The organism is Gammaproteobacteria bacterium (assembly GCA_016705365.1).
Classification (GTDB): domain Bacteria; phylum Pseudomonadota; class Gammaproteobacteria; order Pseudomonadales; family UBA5518; genus UBA5518.
Genome location: JADIYI010000008.1, coordinates 402,140 through 421,257, shown reverse-complemented (window position 1 = coordinate 421,257; position 19,118 = coordinate 402,140). Strand labels below are relative to the sequence as shown.

Sequence of the window (19,118 nt, the reverse complement as noted above, 5' to 3'; positions counted from 1 at the left end):
TTATGCCTGGCCGAGCTCGGCGGCAAGCTCGCGCGATCGGTTGGCCGCTGCGGTCAGCGCCGCTTCGAACAAGCGGCGAAGTCCGCGCTCCTCGAATACCCGCAACGCCCGCTCCGTGGTCCCGCCGGGAGAGGTGACCCGGCGCCTGAGTTCCACTACATCGACATCCGACTCGAGCGCCATGCGTGCGGCACCCAGGGCGGTCTGCGCGGTCAGCTGGCGGCTGAGTTCGGGCTCCAGCCCCAGCGTTTCGCCGACCAGCTGCATGGCTTCCATCACCAGGAAGAAGTAGGCAGGCCCGCTCCCCGACAAGGCAGTGACGGCGTGCAGGAGTTCTTCCCGATCAACCCAGGCGGCGCTGCCGATGCTCTCGAGCACCGCGTGCGCACTGCGTCTCTGGATGGCGCTCACGTTCCCGGTTGCGAACATTACCGAGGCTGCGCATTGCAGAAGCGCGGGCGTGTTTGGCATGCAACGGACTATTGCTGCGCCGGGACCGATCCATGACTGCAGCGAGGCGGTTTCGACGCCTGCGGCAATGGAAATCACCAGCGAGCCGCGCTCGGCCACGCTCGGCGCGACCTCCATGCAGGCGCTGCGCAGTTGTTGTGGCTTTACCGCGAGCACCACGATCGATGCGGCTGCGGCTGCTTCCCGATTGTGTTCGGTGACATGGATGCCGAGGCTCGCCAGCCGGGTGCGCGTCGCGGGGTCGGGATCGCTGGCCCAGATGTTCTCTGCGTTCCAGCCCTGGGCGAGCACCCCTCCGATCATGCTGCCCGCCATGTTACCGCCTCCGATGAAGGCGATGGATTCACTCGTCACACTGCTCTCTCCTGATTCTCGTTGTGTGGATCGGCCCGCGCGCCGGCAAGGGCTGCGAACCGTCGGCCGCCAGGCTAGGTGCGCGGACCGAACAACGCGGTTCCGATACGGACCATGGTCGCCCCCTCGGCGATGGCCGCCTCCATGTCCGCGCTCATGCCCATCGACAGCGTATCCAGCTGCGGAATTGCCACGCGCAATTCCGCCAGGTGCTGCGCCAGCCGTGCAAACGGTATGCGCTGCCGCGCCAGTTCGTGGCTGGCCGCAGGCAGCATCATGAGTCCGCGCAGCCGGAGCCGCGGCATCGCCGCAACGGCTGCCGCGAGTGCTGCGAGCTCCCCCTCGCCGACGCCGCCTTTGCCTGCTTCGCCCCCCGAATTCACTTCCAGGCAACAATTGAGCGCTGGCAGGTTCCCGGGTCGCTGGTCGTTCAGCCGCTGGGCGATGCGCAACCGGTCCACTCCGTGCACCCAGTCAAAGCTCGCGGCGATCGCCGCGGTCTTGTTGGCCTGAATGCGCCCGACGAAATGCCATACTATCCGAAGGTCGCCAAGCTCTGCGATTTTCGGCAGCGCCTCCTGCAGATAGCTCTCGCCAAACTGCCGCACACCGCCTGCCCACGCCTCGCGAATACTCTGCGCGGGGTGCGTTTTACCGATACCGATCAGCGCAACCGAGCCGGGTTCGCGCCCATGGAACTGCTCCAGGCGGCTGATTTCGGTCAACAGGAACCGGGCCCGCTCCGCTATCGTAAGCATTCGATTCTCACTCGTTGGCAGGACTCGACCGGGGCGCTTTCGCAGCGGCTTTCCTTTACCGTTCTCAGGTCTGAGCTATTATACCGAGAGCGGTGCAGCGGTGCCCGCGGACCTAACGGCAACAACAACCGCCTTCGGGGGCGCACATGGATATCACGGAACTTCTGGCCTTTGCTGCCAAGCAGCGCGCTTCTGACCTGCACCTTTCGGCCGGCCTGCCGCCGATGATCCGGGTCGATGGCGATGTGCGGCGCATCAACCTGCCGCCGATGGATCACCGGCAGGTGCATGATCTCATCTATGAAATCATGAATGACAAGCAGCGCCGGGATTACGAGGAGTTCCTCGAGACCGATTTTTCTTTCGAGGTACCCGGCGTGGCCCGGTTCCGGGTCAATGCGTTCAACCAGAATCGCGGCTCCGGAGCCGTATTCCGCACCATCCCCTCCAAGGTGCTGACCATGGAAGACCTCGGGATGGGCCAGGTTTTTCGCGATATCTGCATGGAGCCGCGCGGGCTGGTCGTGGTCACCGGGCCAACCGGTTCGGGCAAGAGCACCACCCTGGCCGCGATGGTCGATTACATCAATGACAACAAATACCATCATATTCTCACCATCGAGGACCCCATCGAATTCGTTCACGAGGCGAAGAAATGCCTGGTGAACCAGCGCGAGGTGCACCGTGACACGCACGGTTTCGCCGAAGCGCTCAGGTCGGCGTTGCGCGAGGACCCCGACATCATCCTGGTCGGCGAGATGCGTGATCTCGAGACCATCCGGCTGGCGCTGACCGCCGCCGAAACCGGTCACCTGGTGTTCGGCACGCTGCACACCACCTCGGCGGCCAAGACCATTGACCGGGTCGTGGATGTCTTTCCGGCCCAGGAGAAATCCATGGTCCGGTCGATGCTGTCGGAGTCATTGATGGCGGTGGTGTCGCAGACCCTGCTGAAAAAGGTCGGTGGCGGGCGCATAGCCGCGCACGAGATCATGCGTGGGACGCCGGCCATCCGCAACCTGATCCGCGAGGACAAGGTTGCGCAGATGTATTCGGCGATCCAGACCGGTAGTGGCGTGGGCATGCAGACCATGGATCAGTGCCTGGCCGACATGGTCGCGAAACGGCTGATCACGCGCGAGGCAGCGCGTGAGAAGGCCAAGATTGCCGATAATTTCTGATACCCGCGACGCGAGGAGACAAGCGATGGAAGTCAATGACATGCTGTCGAGGATGGTGGAGAAGAAAGCCTCCGACCTGTTCATCACCGCGGGTGTGGCGCCATGCATCAAGGTGCACGGGAAGCTGCACCCGGTGGACGAGACGCCGCTCACTCCCGAGCAGGCCCGGGAGCTGGTGCTCAGCATCATGAGCGAGAGCCAGCGCAAGGAATTCGTGCGCAGCCACGAATGCAACTTCGCGATCAGTTCGCGCGGTGTCGGACGTTTCCGGGTCAGCGCGTTCTACCAGCGCAACCTGGTGGGCATGGTGCTGCGGCGGATCGAGTCGAAGATTCCGACGGTCGAGGAGTTGCAGCTGCCGACCATCATCAACGAGCTCGCGATGACCAAGCGCGGACTGATCCTGTTCGTCGGTGCCACCGGGACCGGGAAATCGACTTCGCTGGCGGCGATGCTCGGTTATCGCAACCTGAACAGTTCGGGCCACATCATCACCATCGAGGACCCGATCGAATACGTGCACCAGCACCAGAAATGCATCGTCACCCAGCGTGAGGTCGGGATCGACACCGAGAGCTTCGAGATGGCGCTGAAGAACACCCTGCGCCAGGCGCCGGATGTGATCCTCATCGGCGAGGTGCGTACCAGGGAGACCATGCAGCACGCAGTGACGTTCGCCGAAACGGGTCATCTCTGTCTGGCCACGCTGCACGCCAACAACGCCAACCAGGCGCTCGACCGGATCCAGAACTTCTTCCCCGCCGATGCGCGCGACCAGTTGTGGATGGATCTCTCGCTCAACCTGAAAGCAATGATCGCCCAGCAGCTGATTCCGACGGTGGATGGGCAGGGGCGCCGCGCCGCGGTCGAGATCCTGATAAATACCCCGCTGGTGTCGGATATCGTGCGCAAGGGCGAAGTGCATGCGCTGAAGGAATTGATGGAGCGTTCCACGGAACTCGGCATGCAGACCTTCGACCAGTCGCTCTATCAGCTGTACTGCGACGGCGTGATTTCCTACGAGCACGCGCTTTCGCACGCGGATTCGCAGAACAACATGCGCCTGATGATCAAGATGGGTACCCAGACCGGTGGCAACCTCGGGCGCGCCAGCGGGCTCAGTATCGACGACGAGCGAGAGAGCAACGCCGGCCAGTTTTTTGGCAAGCGCTGAGATTCAGCCCTGGCCGCGATCCGTGGCCTGCGCCGCGAACCAGCTCTGAAGTATCAGGCACGCGGCGATGCTGTCCAGCGCCACGTTCTGCGCGTAGTCGTCCACCAGTGAGCGCGCCTCGAAGCTGCTGAGGCGCTCGTCCATCATCTCGCTGGCGATGCCGAATCGCCCCGTGAGCCGGCGCGCGAAGCGCTCCGCGCGGACGCTCATATCGCTCGGCGTGTCGTCCATGTTCAGCGGCAGTCCGACCAGCAACAGATCCGGCTTCCATTCCTCGAGCAGCCGTCGCACCCGCTCCCAGTCCGGAACACCGTCACGGGCCGCCAGCGTGGTCAACGCACTGGCGCTACCGAGCAGGGCGTTGCCGACCGCGACACCGATGGTTCGCAATCCATAATCGAAAGCCAGCACGGTTTGCGGCCTGGGATCGCCCACTCAGGCAGTGCCGCAGCTGCCGCTCAGCAGGTCGAGATTGAAGCCGAGCCGCGCCGCGGCGGCCTGTGCCCTGCGTTCCAGGGGCACATCGAACAGGATGTGAGCCTCGGCCGGCAGGCTGAGCCAGGCATTGCCGGCCAGCTCCTGCTCGAGCTGCCCGGGAGCCCAGCCGGCGTATCCGAGTGCGATCAGCGCATCGCTCGGCCCGTCATCGTGGGCGATCGCCTCGAGAATGTCACGCGAGGTGGTGAGACTTATTTCATCGCTTATGTCCAGCGTCGATTGCCACCGCTTGCGATCGTTGTGCCGGTGCAGAACGAAGCCGCGATCGGTCTGTACCGGGCCGCCGGCCAGAATCGGCTGATCGTGGTGATGGGGAAAATTCTCGATATCGAGATGCTCGAAAATATCGTCGAAACTCAGGTCGAGGGCACGGTTGATGACGATGCCCATGGCGCCGTTCTCGTTGTGCTCGCACAGGTAGGTGATGCTGTGCGCGAAACGCGAGTCGTCCATGCCCGGCATGGCTATCAGGAAATGGTTGCGAAGGGTGTCACTCATGCATCAATTCTGCGACTCGTATTGCCGCAAGGCAAGCGCCGCGGTCATTCAGCCGCGCTCAGGCGGTTGCTGCGGAACTGCCAGGTGCGAATGATTTCCAGTACATCCGCCTCGGCGCGTAACTCGGGCGGAAATGCGTCAAACGGTTCCGCCAGGCGCACGATCCGTATCGCGGCATCGTCGAGCAACCGGTAACCGGAGGACTGCAGCACCCGCACCTCCCTGACGCTGCCATCGGGCGCCACCGCCACCAGCAGGCGCAGATCGCCGTAGAGACGGCGGGTGCGCGCTTCCAGGGGATAGTTGTTGTTGCCGATGGTCTCGATGCGCTGGGTCCAGTTGAGCAGGTAGGTCGCATCGACCGCCGCGCGGGTGGATACCGAAGTGATGCGGTGTACCTTCGGCATCTTTGCGTAGGCGCGCTGCTGGGCGTCCAGGCGTGCCATCAGCGAGGCAATTTCCTCGGCGCTGCGGGCGTCCTCCGGTGCCTGGTCGGAGTTGGCGGTGGGCGCGGCAGGTTGTGCCGCCGAGACCGTCGAAGTGCTTGTCGGCGCGGCACTGGTGGTGCTCAGCAAAGTGCTCGCAGCCGCCTCCGATGGCGGCGGTGGGCTGGCCTGGCGCAGCACTTCCTGTACTGTCGGGGCATCGCGCTCGGCTGCCACCGGGGTGCTGGGGCTGGCCGCCGCGGCCAGCGTGCCACTGCCATGCTGGTTGGATTGTGCGAGGAAATCGGCATCCGGCTCCGCGAGTTCCTCGCGATACTGGGCCAGGGTGATATCGAGGCTCCGGGGAGCCGGAGCCTGGTCATCGGGCGCAAACCCGAGCCCGAGGATCAGCCCCGCATGCACCAGCAGCGCCACCACGATCGCGAAGGCCAGCCGGTCATTGGCCGCGGTTTCGTCGTACCAGGCGAGCATGAAGGTGCTCAGCGCCCAAGGCGGCGGGCGATGCAGTCGATCAGCATCCGGCCGATATCGAGGTCGTGCGCCTGGTCCAGCTCGCGGATACAGGTGGGGCTGGTCACGTTGATCTCGGTGAGATAGTCCCCGATGACGTCGAGACCGACGAAGACCAGGCCGCGCTCACGCAGCGTCGGTCCGACTTCGCTGCAGATCCAGCGGTCGCGCGCGGTGAGCGCCCGCGCTTCACCGGTGCCGCCGGCGGCCAGGTTGCCGCGGGTTTCTCCGACTGCCGGGATGCGCGCCAGCGCATAGGGTACCGGTTCCCCGTCGATCATCAGGATGCGCTTGTCGCCGGCCACGATCTCGGGGATGTAGCGCTGCGCCATGATGGTGGTTGCACCATGACCGGTCAGGGTCTCGAGGATCACGCTGATGTTGGGATCGCCCTCGCGTACCCGGAATACCAGGGCTCCGCCCATGGCATCGAGGGGTTTGAAAACGACGTCGCCATGCTCGCGCTGGAAGGCGCGCAGACGCACGCTGTCGCGGCTCACCAGCAGCGGCGGACAGCACTGCGGAAATTCGGTGGCAAACAGCTTTTCATTGCAATCACGCAGCGAGCGCGGATCGTTGACCACCATGCAACCCGTGCGTACCGCTGCCTCGAGAATCTGGGTGGAATAGAGAAACTCGTTGTCGAACGGCGGATCCTTGCGCATGAGAATCACGTCGAGCTCGCCGAGGGCGATATCCCGTGGCGCATCGAGCTCGAACCAGCGTGCCGCGTCCCTGAACACCTGCAGCGGGCGGCTGCGGGCGCGCGGTCCGTCGTGCAGGAACAGATCCTGCTGCTCCATGTAATGCAGTTCCCAGCCCCGGTCGGCTGCTGCCCACAGCAATGCCAGCGTGCTGTCCTTCTTGAAGTTCAGCCTGCTGATCGGGTCCATCACCACGCCAAGCCGGATCGTCATCGCCATCCTCCGCACCGATTTATCTGGCGGTTCTGTATTTCCGCCCCGTAATGGTCTATTAATTATCGACCGCCGGGCAACGATAGCAGAAGCCCGGCCTCTGCGCGGAACCACCGGACGCACAACATGCAGCTGCCGGGGCGACGGCACGGACACCATCGGGAATCCTGACTATGGAACAGAGCTTGGCCGGCCTCAAGGTGATGGTCATAGACGACAGCAAAACCATCCGGCGCACCGCCGAGACGCTGCTGCAAAAGGAGGGTTGCGAGGTGATCACGGCGGAGGACGGCTTCGATGCACTGGCCAAGATCGCTGACAACAAGCCCGACATCATCTTCGTCGACGTGATGATGCCGCGTCTCGACGGCTACCAGACCTGTGCCCTGATCAAGAACAACAGCGAATTCAAGTCGACACCGGTGGTCATGCTGTCGAGCAAGGACGGGCTGTTCGACAAGGCCAAGGGACGCATCGTCGGCTCCGACCAGTACCTCACCAAGCCGTTCAGCCGCAACGAATTGCTCGGCGCGATCGGGCAGCACGTCAGGACGGCGAGCTGATCAGCTCCAGGGAGCCAGCATGCCTCGCGTATTGATCGTCGATGATTCGCCTACCGAGATGTACAAGGTCAGCGAAATACTGAAACGCAACGGTTACGAGGTACTGTCGGCCGATTGTGCCGAGCAGGGCATGCAGGTCGCGCGCGCGGAGCGGCCCGACCTGGTCCTCATGGATATCGTGATGCCCGGGCTGAACGGGTTCCAGGCAACCCGCCAGCTCACGCGCGATCCGCAAACGGCGGCCATCCCGGTCATCATGCTGACCAGCAAGAGCCAGGAAACCGACCGTGTCTGGGGGGCGCGCCAGGGCGCCAAGGGCTATCTCACCAAGCCCGTCGAGGATAGCGTGCTGCTGGCCACGATCGAGCAGGTGCTGGCTGCGGCCGGTCGCTAGGCGCCAGCATCGTGTCAGCGTCGCCCTTTGAATTGCTGCTCGACATCGCGACCCGCGCGCGCAGTGGCGGCGAGGAAGCACAGGCACGGTTGCGTATTCAGCCACACTGGAGCGGGGTCGGCTTTTCGCTGCTCGACCAGCGGCTGGTTGTGCCGATGGGCGAGGTCACTGAAATCCTGAAGCTCCCGGAGCTGACGCGTCTGCCGCGGGTTCAGCCGTGGGTCCGTGGCGTGGCCAATATCCGCGGACGCTTGCTGCCGATTGTCTGCCTCGCGGGGTTTTTCGGTGGCCGGCCCTCGCTCAACTGGCGCGCACACCGGGCGCTGGTCGTGGAGCACGGCGATATCTACTGCGCGCTGCAGGTCGATGAGGTGCATGGCCTGAAGCATTTCGGTGCCGAGGCGTTGCGCGAGGGAGCGCTTCCCGACAACGCCGCGCTGGCCACGGTAACGCGCGGAGCATACGCGGCCGGCGACGGGGACTGGTCGATATTCCAGCCCGGGCTGTTGCTGAACGACAGCCGGTTTCTCGATGCAGCGCTGTAGCGCGCATCTTCCATGGGCGATGCGGGCGCGCCTGATCCGCCCGATTTTCAGCGAGAGGAAATGACGATGAACGCCAAACAGAGAAGCCCGGTGCCTGGGCTGCCGAGCAGCCGGTGGATGATGGTATGGGGAGCTGTCCTGGTGGTTGCGGTCATCGCGTTCATGTGGAACCTGTTCGTGATGCTGCGCGATACCAACCGCGATGCCGCGTATCTGGAGCTGGTGGGCAATTTGCGGGTGTACTCCCAGCAAATCGACACCAGCGCACGCGTGGCGGTGGCGGGTGATACCGAGGCATTCACCGCGCTGGAAATCGCGCGCGAGGCATTTGATTCCGCGCTCGGCGAACTCGATAACGGCAGGGACGGGCTTCCCTCCCCGCGTGACATGCTGGCCGGCGAATTGGCGGTACTGAAGAAGATATGGTCTGAAATCGATGCCGCGGCGGCAACGATCGTGGCAAAAAAGGAAAGTATCCAGTTTCTCGGCGAAATCTCGAAACAGCTGAACGACTCGATTCCGGAGGTACAGAAAAAATCCGGGCGCATTGCCGAGATACTTGCCGCCAGCGGCGCAAACGCACGCCAGGTTGCACAGGCGGAACGCCAGGCCTGGCTGGCGGAGCGCATATCGCGCAATGTCGACCGGATGTTGCAGGGTGGCAGCGATGCGAGCGCGGCAGCGGAACAGTTCAGCAGCGATACCGACCGCTTCCTCGGTATCCTGGGCGGCATGCTGGGTACTAACCAGACGGTGGGCACGGCCGCGCTGTCAGGTGCGGATGCCCTCGTGCTCGCCAACGAGGTGGAAGCGCTGTTTCGGGTCGTGGGCAGCAGCAAGAGCCGGATTGCCGACTCCTCGACGGATCTGAAGCAGGCGCGCACGGCGGCCGATTCCATTGTCCAGAATGCGCCCAAGCTGTTCAATGCCACCAGCGTCGCTGCGGATCGAATCACCAATTTCGAGGACGAGCGCCAGCTCAACACCGGAAGCGCGCTGATATTCGGTGTCCTGATCGTGATCGCACTGGTGATGATCGGGGTGCAATCGACGCTGAACACACGCCGGCGCCTGGCGATGACCGGTGAAACGAACGAGCGCAATCAGCAGGCGATACTGCGCCTGCTCGACGAACTGGCGGGTCTCGCCGACGGTGATCTGACCACCACGGCCACGGTCAGCGAGGATTTCACCGGCGCGATCGCGGACGCGATCAATTACACCGTCGACCAGTTGCGGGTGCTGGTCTCATCGATCAACCAGACATCGAAAAACGTGTCCTCCGCCGCGGAAGACACCCAGGCCACCGCGCTGCATCTCGCGGAAGCTGCCGAACACCAGGCACAGGAGATAGCAGGCGCATCCGCGGCGATCAACGAGATGGCGGTCACCATCGACCAGGTGTCGTCGAACGCCGCGGAATCGGCCGGCGTCGCGGACCGTTCGGTGGCACTGGCCAACACCGGATCTCAGGTGGTGCAGAACACCATCGGTGGCATGGACATGATTCGCGAGCAGATCCAGGAAACCTCCAAGCGGATCAAACGCCTCGGCGAGAGTTCGCAGGAAATCGGCGATATCGTCTCGCTGATCAACGATATTTCGGACCAGACCAATATCCTGGCGCTCAATGCCGCGATCCAGGCATCGATGGCCGGTGATGCCGGGCGCGGCTTTGCAGTGGTCGCGGACGAGGTACAGAGACTGGCGGAACGCTCCGGAGGTGCGACCAAGCAGATCGAGGCGCTGGTGAAAACGATTCAGTCCGACACCCACGAGGCGGTGACTTCCATGGAGCAAACCACGGCCGAAGTGGTGCGCGGAGCGCGGCTCGCGGAAGATGCCGGCGTGGCGCTCGAGGAGATCGAGTCGGTATCCAAGAACCTGGCGGCGCTGATCCAGAATATTTCCAATGCGGCGCGGCAGCAGGCATCGTCGGCCGGACACATATCGAACACCATGAACATCATTCAGGAAATCACGTCGCAGACTTCGGCCGGAACCACGGCCACGGCGCAATCGATCGGCAAGCTTGCGGGCATCACCAACGAATTGCGCAACTCGGTGGCCGGATTCAAATTGCCCGACGACGCACGCGGCTCGCGCGCGCGTTGAGTCGCTGACGGTTCCCCGGGAATTCCGCGATGGATCAGGATTTCGTGGCCCTGCAGTGGGTGACGGGCGAGATCGAGCAGACCTCCGAGCAGTTCGGCAAGGCCTTGCTCGGCTATGCCGACGATGTTTCCGACCAGACCCGGTTGCGCCTGGCGTTGACCCACGCCCACCAGATCCACGCCACGCTGCGCCTGCTGGACATTGCGAGTGCGGTGCAGCTTGCCCGTGAAGTGGAAGAAGGCGTGCAGGCAATGCTGCATGGCAGGATTCCGGGCTCAGAGTCGAATCTGCAGGTTCTGCTTGCCGCAGGCCTGCAATTGCCGGGTTATCTGCGGCGCATTGCCAGCCAGCGTCAGGAATCTCCACTCGATGTGCTGAGCCTGGTCAACGAACTGCGCGTATTGAGGGGCGCGGAGCCGCTGGCAATGCCGGATCCGGTAATCGATACCCGCGCGCTCGAACGCGGCGTCGATCGGGATGCCACGCCGGCGAACGAGGAAGAGTTGCAGACGCTGCGGCGGGGGCGGCAGAAATTCCAGACCGAACTGCTTGGACTGTTGCGCGGCGAGGCGGTCTCCGAGCGCCTGCAGACGTTGCAGAAACTGTTCTCGATGCTCGCGGATTGCATGCGTCCGGGCGACCACCGCCTGTGGTGGCAGGCCTGTGCCGGGGTGTGCGAGGCAGTCGGGGCGGGCGGCGTCACACTCGATACGCGGGTGCACGAGGCTTTGCGCGAAGTCGATAACGAGTTTCGCGCGAACCTGGCACTGGAGCAGGGTTTTTATGCCCGTGCCCCTGCAGCGGCCGCCTACGACAAGTTGCTTTCGATCATCGCATTGAGCTCTCCGGTATCGGCGCAGCTGGCGGAAATCCAGCAACGTCATCACCTGCGCCCGGATGCCGCGGGTGCCCGCAATGCCACTGCACTCGACGATCTCGGTGCCACCGGCGCAGCGGTCGATGCGATTGGCGCCGAGCTGAACGTGGTGCTCGAGCGCCTCGAAGCGAGCGAGGGCGATGCATTCACCATCGGCCGGGTGCTGCGCGAGGTGGAACCGGAACTGCGCCGTATCGCGAGCGTGCTGGCCGGCCTCGGTTACAGCGAGGAGCATGCGCTGCTGTTGCCGCAGCTGGAGCGCATAGATGCGGGCCTGCTGAGCGGATCGGCGCTCGATGAGCGGCTCACCGAAATTTCGGCTGCCTTGCTCGACGTCGACCAGCGGCTTGCCGGGCGTGCAGTCGCAGCCGGCAAGGACAGCACGCGCGCCGAATCACGGCGCCCGCCGCTGGCGAGCGCACAGGTCGCGGTCTGTCGCGAAGTGCAGGCGGGCATCGATCAGATCAAGCAGGCGGTGACCGACTATGTGAGCTTGCGCGAGGCAAGCGTGCTCGAGGGCAGTGATGCGCGTCTGCATGCGATGGGCGGCGCGATGCTGCTGCTGGGCTCGAACAAGGCGGCCGCGGTGCTTGCGGATTGCGAGGCGCTGGTGGTCGCGACGGCGGGCGGAAAACGCGGCGCACTGCTGCCCGCGGAAATCGAAGTATTTGCCGATGCCCTGAGCAGCGTCGAGTATTTCCTCGAACGCCTGCTCATCGACAAATCGCCCGCCGACCTGGTGCTGGCGGGGGCGCACGAGTCGCTGCGCCAGCTGCTTTCCGCGTCGGCAGAGGCGGTGGTGGTGGTTACACCGGCGTCCGCGCTGGCCGATGACTTCATCGGCAAGATGCTGCTGGATCATGCGCCGGCGCTTTCAAAGCCCGAGCCGGAACCGGTATTGCCGCCGCAGCATGCGGCCGCGCCCTTGGTGCGGGTCGAGGACGAAGAGCCGCTGGATACGGAGATCATCGAGATATTCCTGGAGGAGGCGGGCGAGGTCCTGGAGGCCATCGGCGCGCAACTGCCGGCCTGGCGCGAGGCGCCGGGGCCGGGCGTGCCGCTGACGGAGCTGCGACGGGCCTTCCATACCCTGAAGGGCAGCGGCCGGATGGTGGGCGCGCAGGTGCTGGGCGAGTTGGCCTGGTCGGTCGAGAACCTGCTGAACCGGGTGATCGAGCGCACGCTGCCGGCGAACCGGGAGACGGTGGAGGCGGTCGAGCGCGCGTGGCGCCTGATGCCCTCGCTGGTGGAGGCTTTCGCGAGCCGCGGCGCGGTGGACCGGGCGGCGGTGGATCAGCTACAGCAGGCGGCGCAGGCCTTGGCACGCGGGGAAGCGGTGGCTTGGGGCGTAGCCGCCGGGGCCGCGGAGCCGGCAGAGGAGATCGCGTCCGTAGAGGCGACGCCCGAGCCGGAACGGGAGCCGGAAGTGGTTCTGGAACTCGAGCCGGAGTTCGAGGTGCAAACGGTACCGGAACCACAGCCCGAGCCGCAGCCGGAGTACGCGGCCGCGCCCGTGGTGCGGGTTGAGGACGAAGAGCCGCTGGACGCGGAGATCATCGAGATATTCCTGGAGGAGGCGGGTGAGGTCCTGGAGGCCATCGGCGCGCAACTGCCGGCCTGGCGCGAGGCGCCGGGGCCGGGCGTGCCGCTGACGGAGCTGCGACGGGCCTTCCATACCCTGAAGGGCAGCGGCCGGATGGTGGGCGCGCAGGTGCTGGGCGAGCTGGCCTGGTCGGTCGAGAACCTGCTGAACCGGGTGATCGAGCGCACGCTGCCGGCGAACCGGGAGACGGTGGAGGCGGTCGAGCGGGCGTGGCGCCTGATGCCCTCGCTGGTGGAGGCTTTCGCGAGCCGCGGCGCGGTGGACCGGACGCCGGTGGATCAGCTGCAGCAGGCGGCGCAGGCCTTGGCACGCGGGGAAGCGGTGGACTGGGGCGTAGCCGCCGGAGCCGCGGAGCCGGCAGCGGAGATTGCAACGCCGCCGCCAGAGACAGCCGCCATCGAAAGCGCAGTGCCGGAATCCGAGGCCGTTGCGGAGCCGGTGGAGGAAAGCGCGACGCCCGAGCCCGAAATCATCTGGCCCGTGGTGGAGCCCGTTGCGCAAGCGGCAGGGGAAGTTGCTGTGCCGGCGCCCGAACCCGGCATCACCGCACCGGATGCGGGACCGGTGGAGCACATCGCGGCACCGGCATTCGAGATCGAAATCACCGGAGCAGAAGCAGAGCCTGCGGTGGAGTCGGCAATGGAGGCCGCGCCTCTGGCCGAGGAGAGCGCCGCGCCGGATGCAGAAGCCGCTGCGGAGCCGCAACGGGAGCCTGTAATCGAGGTTCCCCCGGTCGCGGAGGTGGAAGTGGAGCCGGCACCCGCGGAGCGGCCCGAAACGGAGCCCTTCGCGCCGGCGCACGTTCCGGAACTGGTCGAGCTCGAGGATTGGTTGCCGGAACTCGAAGCCGCCGAGCTCGCGGTTGCCGCTGAAGCATTCGATGACTCGGGTGCCGGTTCGGCGGATCGGTTGCTGGAAATTTTTATCGACGAAACGCGCGGCCATGTCGAGGCATTGCGTGCTTATCTTGCGGAGGTCAGCGACGGGACCATCACCCAGACCCTGATGCGCACGCTGCACACATTGCGCGGCAGCGCGCGGGTGGCGGGCGAGGACCTGATCGGCGATGTGCTGGAGCCGCTGGAGGAGTTCGTCAGCGAGGCCGGCCTCGGCGGTCGTTTGCTGGCTCCCCCGGAGATCGCGCTGCTGCAGCGAGTTTGCGCCTTCCTGGTGCACATGCTCGACGCCCGGATGCAGGGGCATGCGCCATTGGACTCCGAGGCAGCCGCCCTTGCCGAAGAGTGTCGCGGGTTGCTGGCGCAGCCGCTGGCTGTCCCGCTGGCCGGCGCACCGGCGATGAGCGATGCGCGCCTGGCGCGTTTCCTGGAAGAGTCGCTGGAAAAGCTGTTCCACGCCACCACGCTGCTCGATGCCTGGAGTTCCGCGCGTGATGAGGAAGCGAGCCGTGCGGGTCTCTGCGACGAGCTGCTCGCCATCCACCAGCGTGCGACCCAGCTCGAGGTCAACGGCGTGCTCGACTTGTCCGGGCCCCTGCTGGAGGCACTTGCTCCGGCCGCGCAGGGGCGGGAGGCGCCCTCCGCGGAACTCTTCGGTTTGATAAAGGAGACTCTCGAAGCGTTCCTGGACGTGATGGACCGTCTTGCCGCCGGCCAGTTGCCGGAAGCTCCGGCAGCGATAATAGAGCGTTTGCGTGCCTATGCCGCGGCGCGCGCCGAGCTGCCTGTCGCGCCCGCGCCGGCGGCGAGCGCGGCCGCGCAGAGCGACGACGCAGGGCTGGAGTTGCTGCGTGTCCGGGTGGGTCGCGATCTGCTGCAGGCGGAGACCGAACTGCTCGATATCTTCATCGAGGAGGCCGATGAGCTGATGGTGTCGATCGACGAATCGATCGATGCATGGCGCCATGGTCGTGACGATCGCGGGCCTTTCGACAATCTGCAACGATACCTGCACACGCTCAAGGGCGGCGCGCGCATGGCGGGCCTCAAATACCTGGGTGAACTGAGCCATAATTTCGAAACCTTCCTGATCAACGAAAACCTGCATTTCGGAGGTTTCGGAGACAACTTCTTCGAGCGTGTTGCGGAGTTCCACGAGCAGCTGCTGCGCACCATGGATATGGTCAAGGAGCGGCCGGTCCTGCCCGTGGAGAGCGTCGCGATCGAGGATCCGGAGCACGCGCCGGTCGAGCTGCCGGAGCCCGCGCGTGAGGTGCCACCCGCGGAGCCGGAGGCTTCAGTCAGCGCACTCGAGCCCCTGCCGCCAGCCACTGCGCCGGCCGTGGCCCCGCCGCCGGAGAGAGCGACCGCGATGGCGGCGATAGCGGCGGCACGTCAGCCGGCCATTACCTCATCGCCGGCGGCGAAGCCGCGCGACGAAGTGGTTCGCGTTTCGGCCCAGTTGCTGGAAGACCTGGTGAATCTGGCCGGGGAGACCAGCATTTCGCGTGGCCGTGTCGAAGAGCAGGTCAGCGAGCTCGGTCACCTGTTCGAGGATATGCAGGGCACCATCGAGCGGCTGCAGAACCAGGTGCGTCGCCTCGACATCGCCACCGAGGCGCAGGTGCTGTTCCGGCGTGAACGCGCCGAGGGTGCGGGGCTGGACGGTTTCGATCCGCTGGAAATGGACCGCTACTCGCAGCTCCAGCAACTGTCACGCTCGCTGGTCGAAAGCGCCTCCGATCTGCTCGACATCAAGCGCAGCCTGGCCGAGAAAACCCGCGACCTCGAGACCGTTCTGATCCAGCAGTCGCGCATCAACAGCCAGCTGCAGGAAGGCCTGATGCGCTCGCGCATGGTGCCGTTCGCCAGCATTCTGCCGCGTCTCAAGCGGGTCGTGCGACAGGTGGCAGGAGAGCTTGGCAAGCGCGTCGAGCTCGAGCTCGGAAACCTGAGCGGCGAGCTCGATCGCGGCATTCTCGAACGCGTGGTCGCGCCGCTCGAACACATGTTGCGCAATGCCGTCGATCATGGCATCGAGGCGCGGGAGCTGCGCATCGCCGCCGGCAAGGACGAAACCGGACTCATCCAGATCGATATTGCCCGCGAAGGCGGCGATGTCCTGATTGCGGTTGCCGACGATGGTGCGGGTGTGAATCTCGAGGGGGTGCGCGCCAAGGCGATCGAGCGTGGCCTCATGGGCGCCACTTCGCATCTGGGCGATCACGAGGTACTGCAGTTCATTCTGCACAGCGGGTTCAGCACGGCGACCCGTGTAACCCAGATATCGGGGCGTGGCGTGGGGATGGATGTGGTCAGCAGCGAAATTCGCCAGATGGGCGGCTCGCTGGAAATCCAGACCAGGCCTGGTGCAGGTACCCGGTTCCTGATCCGTTTGCCGTTCACGGTCTCGGTCAGCCGCGCGCTGATGGTGGCGGTCGGCAGTGATGTCTATGCCCTGCCGCTCAATACGGTGGAGGGTGTCGCGCGCATGCGGGTCGATGAACTCGAACGCTACAGCGGGCCCGATGCAAGTCCTTTCCACTACGCGGGCCAGAGCTACCAGGTCCGTTACCTCGGTTCCCTGCTGCACCCCGGGGAGCTGGATCTCGCCAATCTCGGTGCGACCATTCCGGTGGTGCTGGTTCGTGGCGGTGGCCAGACGCTTGCGGTCGCGCTCGAGCGCCTGGTCGGTGCGCGTGAAATCGTGGTCAAGAGCCTCGGCCCGCAGTTCGGCGCGGTGCCGGGCCTGAGCGGCGCAACGGTTCTCGGCGATGGCAGCGTGGTGCTCATTCTCGACATTCCCGCGATGCTGCGCGCCGATGTCGCGCGTGGCGTCTTTGCCGAGGCCGAAACCTCACAGATCGCCCCGCAGGAAAAAACCGCGCGGACACCCCTGATCATGGTCGTTGACGATTCCGTGACGGTACGCAAGGTCACCACCCGGATCCTCGAGCGAGAGGGCATGCGCGTGGTCTCCGCCAAGGATGGTGCCGATGCGATGACCAAGCTGCTCGACGAGGTGCCGGACCTGATGCTGCTCGATATCGAGATGCCGCACATGGATGGATTCGAGGTGCTGAGCAAGGTGCGCCTCAGCGAGCAGTTGCGGCACCTGCCGATCATCATGATCACTTCGCGTACCGGGGAAAAGCACCGTGAGCGGGCGCTGGCGCTGGGCGCGGACCTGTATCTCGGCAAACCCTACCAGGAGAGTGTGCTGATGGAGCACATCACCACGATTCTCGGCAGATCCACATGAGCAATGGATTGTCGGCGGTCGATCTCAGTGCGCTGCTGCTGCCGGTGAGCGACCGCCTGCTGATCGTGCCGAGCGTGGTCGTGGCCGAAATCATCAAGCGTCGCGATCTGCACCCGCCTGCCGGTGCGCCGGACTGGCTGCTCGGGCGCATCCAGTGGCATCACGCCGCGGTACCGGTAATCTCCTTCGAGGCGCTGAACAATGATCAGCGGCCGGATCCCGGCGCGGGCAGCCGGATCGTGATTCTCGCCACGGTCGGAGAAGCCGTGCCCGAGCGCTATTACGCGATCCTCAGCCAGGGAGTGCCGCACCTGCTGCGACTCACGCCGGATGATGTCCGGGAGGCGGAGGGCGTGATGCGCGGGCCAGCCGAACTGATGCAGGTGCGGGTTCACGGCCAGCGTGCCGCGATTCCGGACCTCGAGTATCTCGAGCGCCACGCCGGCATCGGGGCTGCCGGGGACTGACCGTCGCCTGTCACCGGCTCCAGAGAAATTGCAGTATTGCCAGCGCCGCGACCGGTGCCGTTTCGGTGCGCAGCACGCGCGGGCCGAGAGACCAGGGAAGCAGACCGGCGCCGATGGCGTGGGAGAATTCCGCGTTGTCCAGGCCGCCCTCGGGACCGATCAACAGGCGCGCCGCGGCGGGGAGTGGGTCGAGGGCAAGCGTCGGGCTGTCGCGTGTGTGCAGCACCAGGCCCATGAGTTCGGGGCGCTGCGCGAGCCAGTGCTCGAGCGTTGCGGGGTGTTCGATCAGCGGCAATCGCGCCCGTCCGCATTGTTCGCAGGCGCTGATCGCAACCTGTTTCCAGTGACGCATGCGATTGTCGGCGCGCTTTTCCTCGAAGCGCGCATTGCAGCGCGCCAGCAGCAGGGGGGTGATGGAGCGCACGCCGAGCTCGGTGCTTTTCTGGATCACCCAGTCCATGCGTTCGCCACGCGAGAGCCCGATTCCGAGATGGATCTCGAGTCCCGTATCGGCGAGCGTTTCGAGTGCAGCCTCCGGCTGCAGCGTCAGCGAACGCTTGCCCTCGGCCACCACCGTGGCGCTGAACTCGTGCCCCAGTCCGTCGAAGACCGTGAGCGTTGCGCCGGTCTCGAGACGCAACACGTTGCGTGCGTAATGCAGCGCTTCGTCGCGCAGTTCGACCGGCAGCCCTGCGGCCAGCGGTGCGGCGCAGTAGAGCCGCGGAACAGCCATTCAGCCGATACCGGCCCGGCGGCAGATGGCAATGCTCGGTGCGGACTGGTTCATCGTGTAGAAATGCAGCCCCGGGGCACCGCCCGCCAGCAGGCGCCGGCACAGTGCCGCCACGAATTCCTCGGCGAATTCCTGCATGCCATGGGGGTCGGCGGCCAGTGATTCGAGACGGTAGTGAAGCCAGCGCGGGATCTCGGCACCGCAATTGCGTGCGAAGCGCTCAAGATTCTGATAGTTCAGGATCGGCATGATGCCCGGATATATCGGTTGCTCTATCCCGAGCCGCCGGCATTCCTCGAGGAAATGGAAATAGGCGTCGGCGTTGTAGAAGAACTGGGTGATACCGCTGTCGGCGCCGGCATCGAACTTGCGTTTCAGAAAGCGCAGGTCGCTGGCAAAATCGCGTGCCTGGGGGTGCATTTCCGGATAGGCCGCGACCTCGATAGCGAAGTGATCGCCGCTGGTGCGCCGCACGAACTGCACCAGTTGCGCCGCAAAAACCATCTGCGACATGCCGCCCATGCCGGAGGGCATGTCGCCGCGCAGCGCCACCAACCGGGTGATGCCCTGCGCGCGATAGGCTTCGAGCAACTGCGCGATGGTCTGCTCGGAATCCCCGCCGAATGACAGGTGCGGTGCGACGACGCTGCCGCGGGCGGACAGGTCCGTGACCACGGCGTGGGTATAGGTGCGGGTCGAGCCGCCGGCACCGTAGGTCACCGAGTAAAAATCCGGCGCCAGCGCGCCGAGCTCCTGGTGTGCGGTATGCAGTTTTTCCATGCCTTCGGGGGTCTTCGGCGGGAAAAACTCGAAACTGATGCGTGGTTTTGCGGCAGACATGTTGCGGGTTTCCGTA

The 19,118-nt window shown here is 65.1% G+C and carries 16 protein-coding genes; 8 read left to right on the top strand and 8 right to left on the bottom strand.

The window, feature by feature from the left end; translation table 11 throughout:
* Together IPF49_09430 and IPF49_09425 are read right to left on the bottom strand one after the other, a co-directional pair.
* On the bottom strand, window positions 1–825 hold the full coding sequence (locus IPF49_09430) for a pyrroline-5-carboxylate reductase (GenBank protein ID MBK6287832.1): 825 nt from the start codon (window positions 823–825) through the stop codon (window positions 1–3).
* Window positions 826–899: 74 nt separating this feature from the next.
* Window positions 900–1,583, bottom strand: a complete 684-nt coding sequence (locus IPF49_09425; GenBank protein MBK6287831.1) for a YggS family pyridoxal phosphate-dependent enzyme — start codon at window positions 1,581–1,583, stop codon at window positions 900–902.
* Between the two features lie 146 nt (window positions 1,584–1,729).
* On the opposite strand from IPF49_09425, the gene IPF49_09420 reads away from it, so the two are divergent.
* Both IPF49_09420 and IPF49_09415 read left to right on the top strand, forming a co-directional pair.
* Window positions 1,730–2,764 carry a type IV pilus twitching motility protein PilT gene (locus IPF49_09420; protein ID MBK6287830.1) on the top strand — a complete coding sequence of 345 codons (1,035 nt, stop codon included), beginning with the start codon at window positions 1,730–1,732 and terminating at the stop codon, window positions 2,762–2,764.
* A 25-nt stretch (window positions 2,765–2,789) separates the two neighbouring features.
* Window positions 2,790–3,938 carry a PilT/PilU family type 4a pilus ATPase gene (locus IPF49_09415; GenBank protein MBK6287829.1) on the top strand — a complete coding sequence of 383 codons (1,149 nt, stop codon included), beginning with the start codon at window positions 2,790–2,792 and terminating at the stop codon, window positions 3,936–3,938.
* Between the two features lie 3 nt (window positions 3,939–3,941).
* On the opposite strand, the gene ruvX is transcribed toward IPF49_09415, so the two are convergent.
* From ruvX to gshB, 4 genes are read right to left on the bottom strand one after another with little or no spacing between them, the layout of a single operon-like run.
* Window positions 3,942–4,373 carry a Holliday junction resolvase RuvX gene (gene ruvX / locus IPF49_09410; protein MBK6287828.1) on the bottom strand — a complete coding sequence of 144 codons (432 nt, stop codon included), beginning with the start codon at window positions 4,371–4,373 and terminating at the stop codon, window positions 3,942–3,944.
* Window positions 4,374–4,934 (bottom strand): YqgE/AlgH family protein, encoded by a 561-nt coding sequence (locus IPF49_09405; protein ID MBK6287827.1) that lies wholly within the window; start codon window positions 4,932–4,934, stop codon window positions 4,374–4,376.
* 44 nt (window positions 4,935–4,978) lie between these two features.
* Window positions 4,979–5,851 (bottom strand): energy transducer TonB, encoded by an 873-nt coding sequence (locus tag IPF49_09400; GenBank protein ID MBK6287826.1) that lies wholly within the window; start codon window positions 5,849–5,851, stop codon window positions 4,979–4,981.
* Window positions 5,852–5,859: 8 nt separating this feature from the next.
* Window positions 5,860–6,807 carry a glutathione synthase gene (gshB, locus tag IPF49_09395; GenBank protein MBK6287825.1) on the bottom strand — a complete coding sequence of 316 codons (948 nt, stop codon included), beginning with the start codon at window positions 6,805–6,807 and terminating at the stop codon, window positions 5,860–5,862.
* A gap of 173 nt (window positions 6,808–6,980) precedes the next feature.
* Between gshB and pilG the strand changes: the two genes are divergently transcribed.
* The 6 genes from pilG (at window position 6,981) to IPF49_09365 (ending at window position 17,529) form a co-directional block, all read left to right on the top strand.
* Entirely contained in the window at window positions 6,981–7,370 is a 390-nt protein-coding gene (gene pilG / locus IPF49_09390; GenBank protein ID MBK6287824.1) for a twitching motility response regulator PilG, read from the top strand.
* A gap of 19 nt (window positions 7,371–7,389) precedes the next feature.
* The gene (locus tag IPF49_09385) at window positions 7,390–7,764 is read left to right on the top strand and encodes a response regulator (protein ID MBK6287823.1); all 375 of its coding nucleotides are present in this window, start codon (window positions 7,390–7,392) and stop codon (window positions 7,762–7,764) included.
* An 11-nt stretch (window positions 7,765–7,775) separates the two neighbouring features.
* The gene (locus IPF49_09380; protein MBK6287822.1) at window positions 7,776–8,309 is read left to right on the top strand and encodes a purine-binding chemotaxis protein CheW; all 534 of its coding nucleotides are present in this window, start codon (window positions 7,776–7,778) and stop codon (window positions 8,307–8,309) included.
* Between the two features lie 66 nt (window positions 8,310–8,375).
* A complete protein-coding gene (locus tag IPF49_09375; protein MBK6287821.1) occupies window positions 8,376–10,424 on the top strand; it encodes a type IV pili methyl-accepting chemotaxis transducer N-terminal domain-containing protein in 2,049 nt (682 codons plus the stop codon).
* A gap of 29 nt (window positions 10,425–10,453) precedes the next feature.
* Window positions 10,454–17,062 carry an Hpt domain-containing protein gene (locus IPF49_09370; protein ID MBK6287820.1) on the top strand — a complete coding sequence of 2,203 codons (6,609 nt, stop codon included), beginning with the start codon at window positions 10,454–10,456 and terminating at the stop codon, window positions 17,060–17,062.
* The gene (locus IPF49_09365; protein ID MBK6287819.1) at window positions 17,059–17,529 is read left to right on the top strand and encodes a chemotaxis protein CheW; all 471 of its coding nucleotides are present in this window, start codon (window positions 17,059–17,061) and stop codon (window positions 17,527–17,529) included. The genes IPF49_09370 and IPF49_09365 overlap by 4 nt, the downstream gene beginning before the upstream one ends.
* Before the next feature lie 10 nt (window positions 17,530–17,539).
* Here IPF49_09365 and IPF49_09360 read toward each other — a convergent pair whose 3' ends face one another.
* On the bottom strand, window positions 17,540–18,262 hold the full coding sequence (locus IPF49_09360) for a 16S rRNA (uracil(1498)-N(3))-methyltransferase (protein MBK6287818.1): 723 nt from the start codon (window positions 18,260–18,262) through the stop codon (window positions 17,540–17,542).
* Complete coding sequence (metF, locus tag IPF49_09355; protein MBK6287817.1) at window positions 18,263–19,102, bottom strand: methylenetetrahydrofolate reductase [NAD(P)H]; 840 nt, start codon at window positions 19,100–19,102, stop codon at window positions 18,263–18,265.
* Window positions 19,103–19,118: the final 16 nt, after the last annotated feature.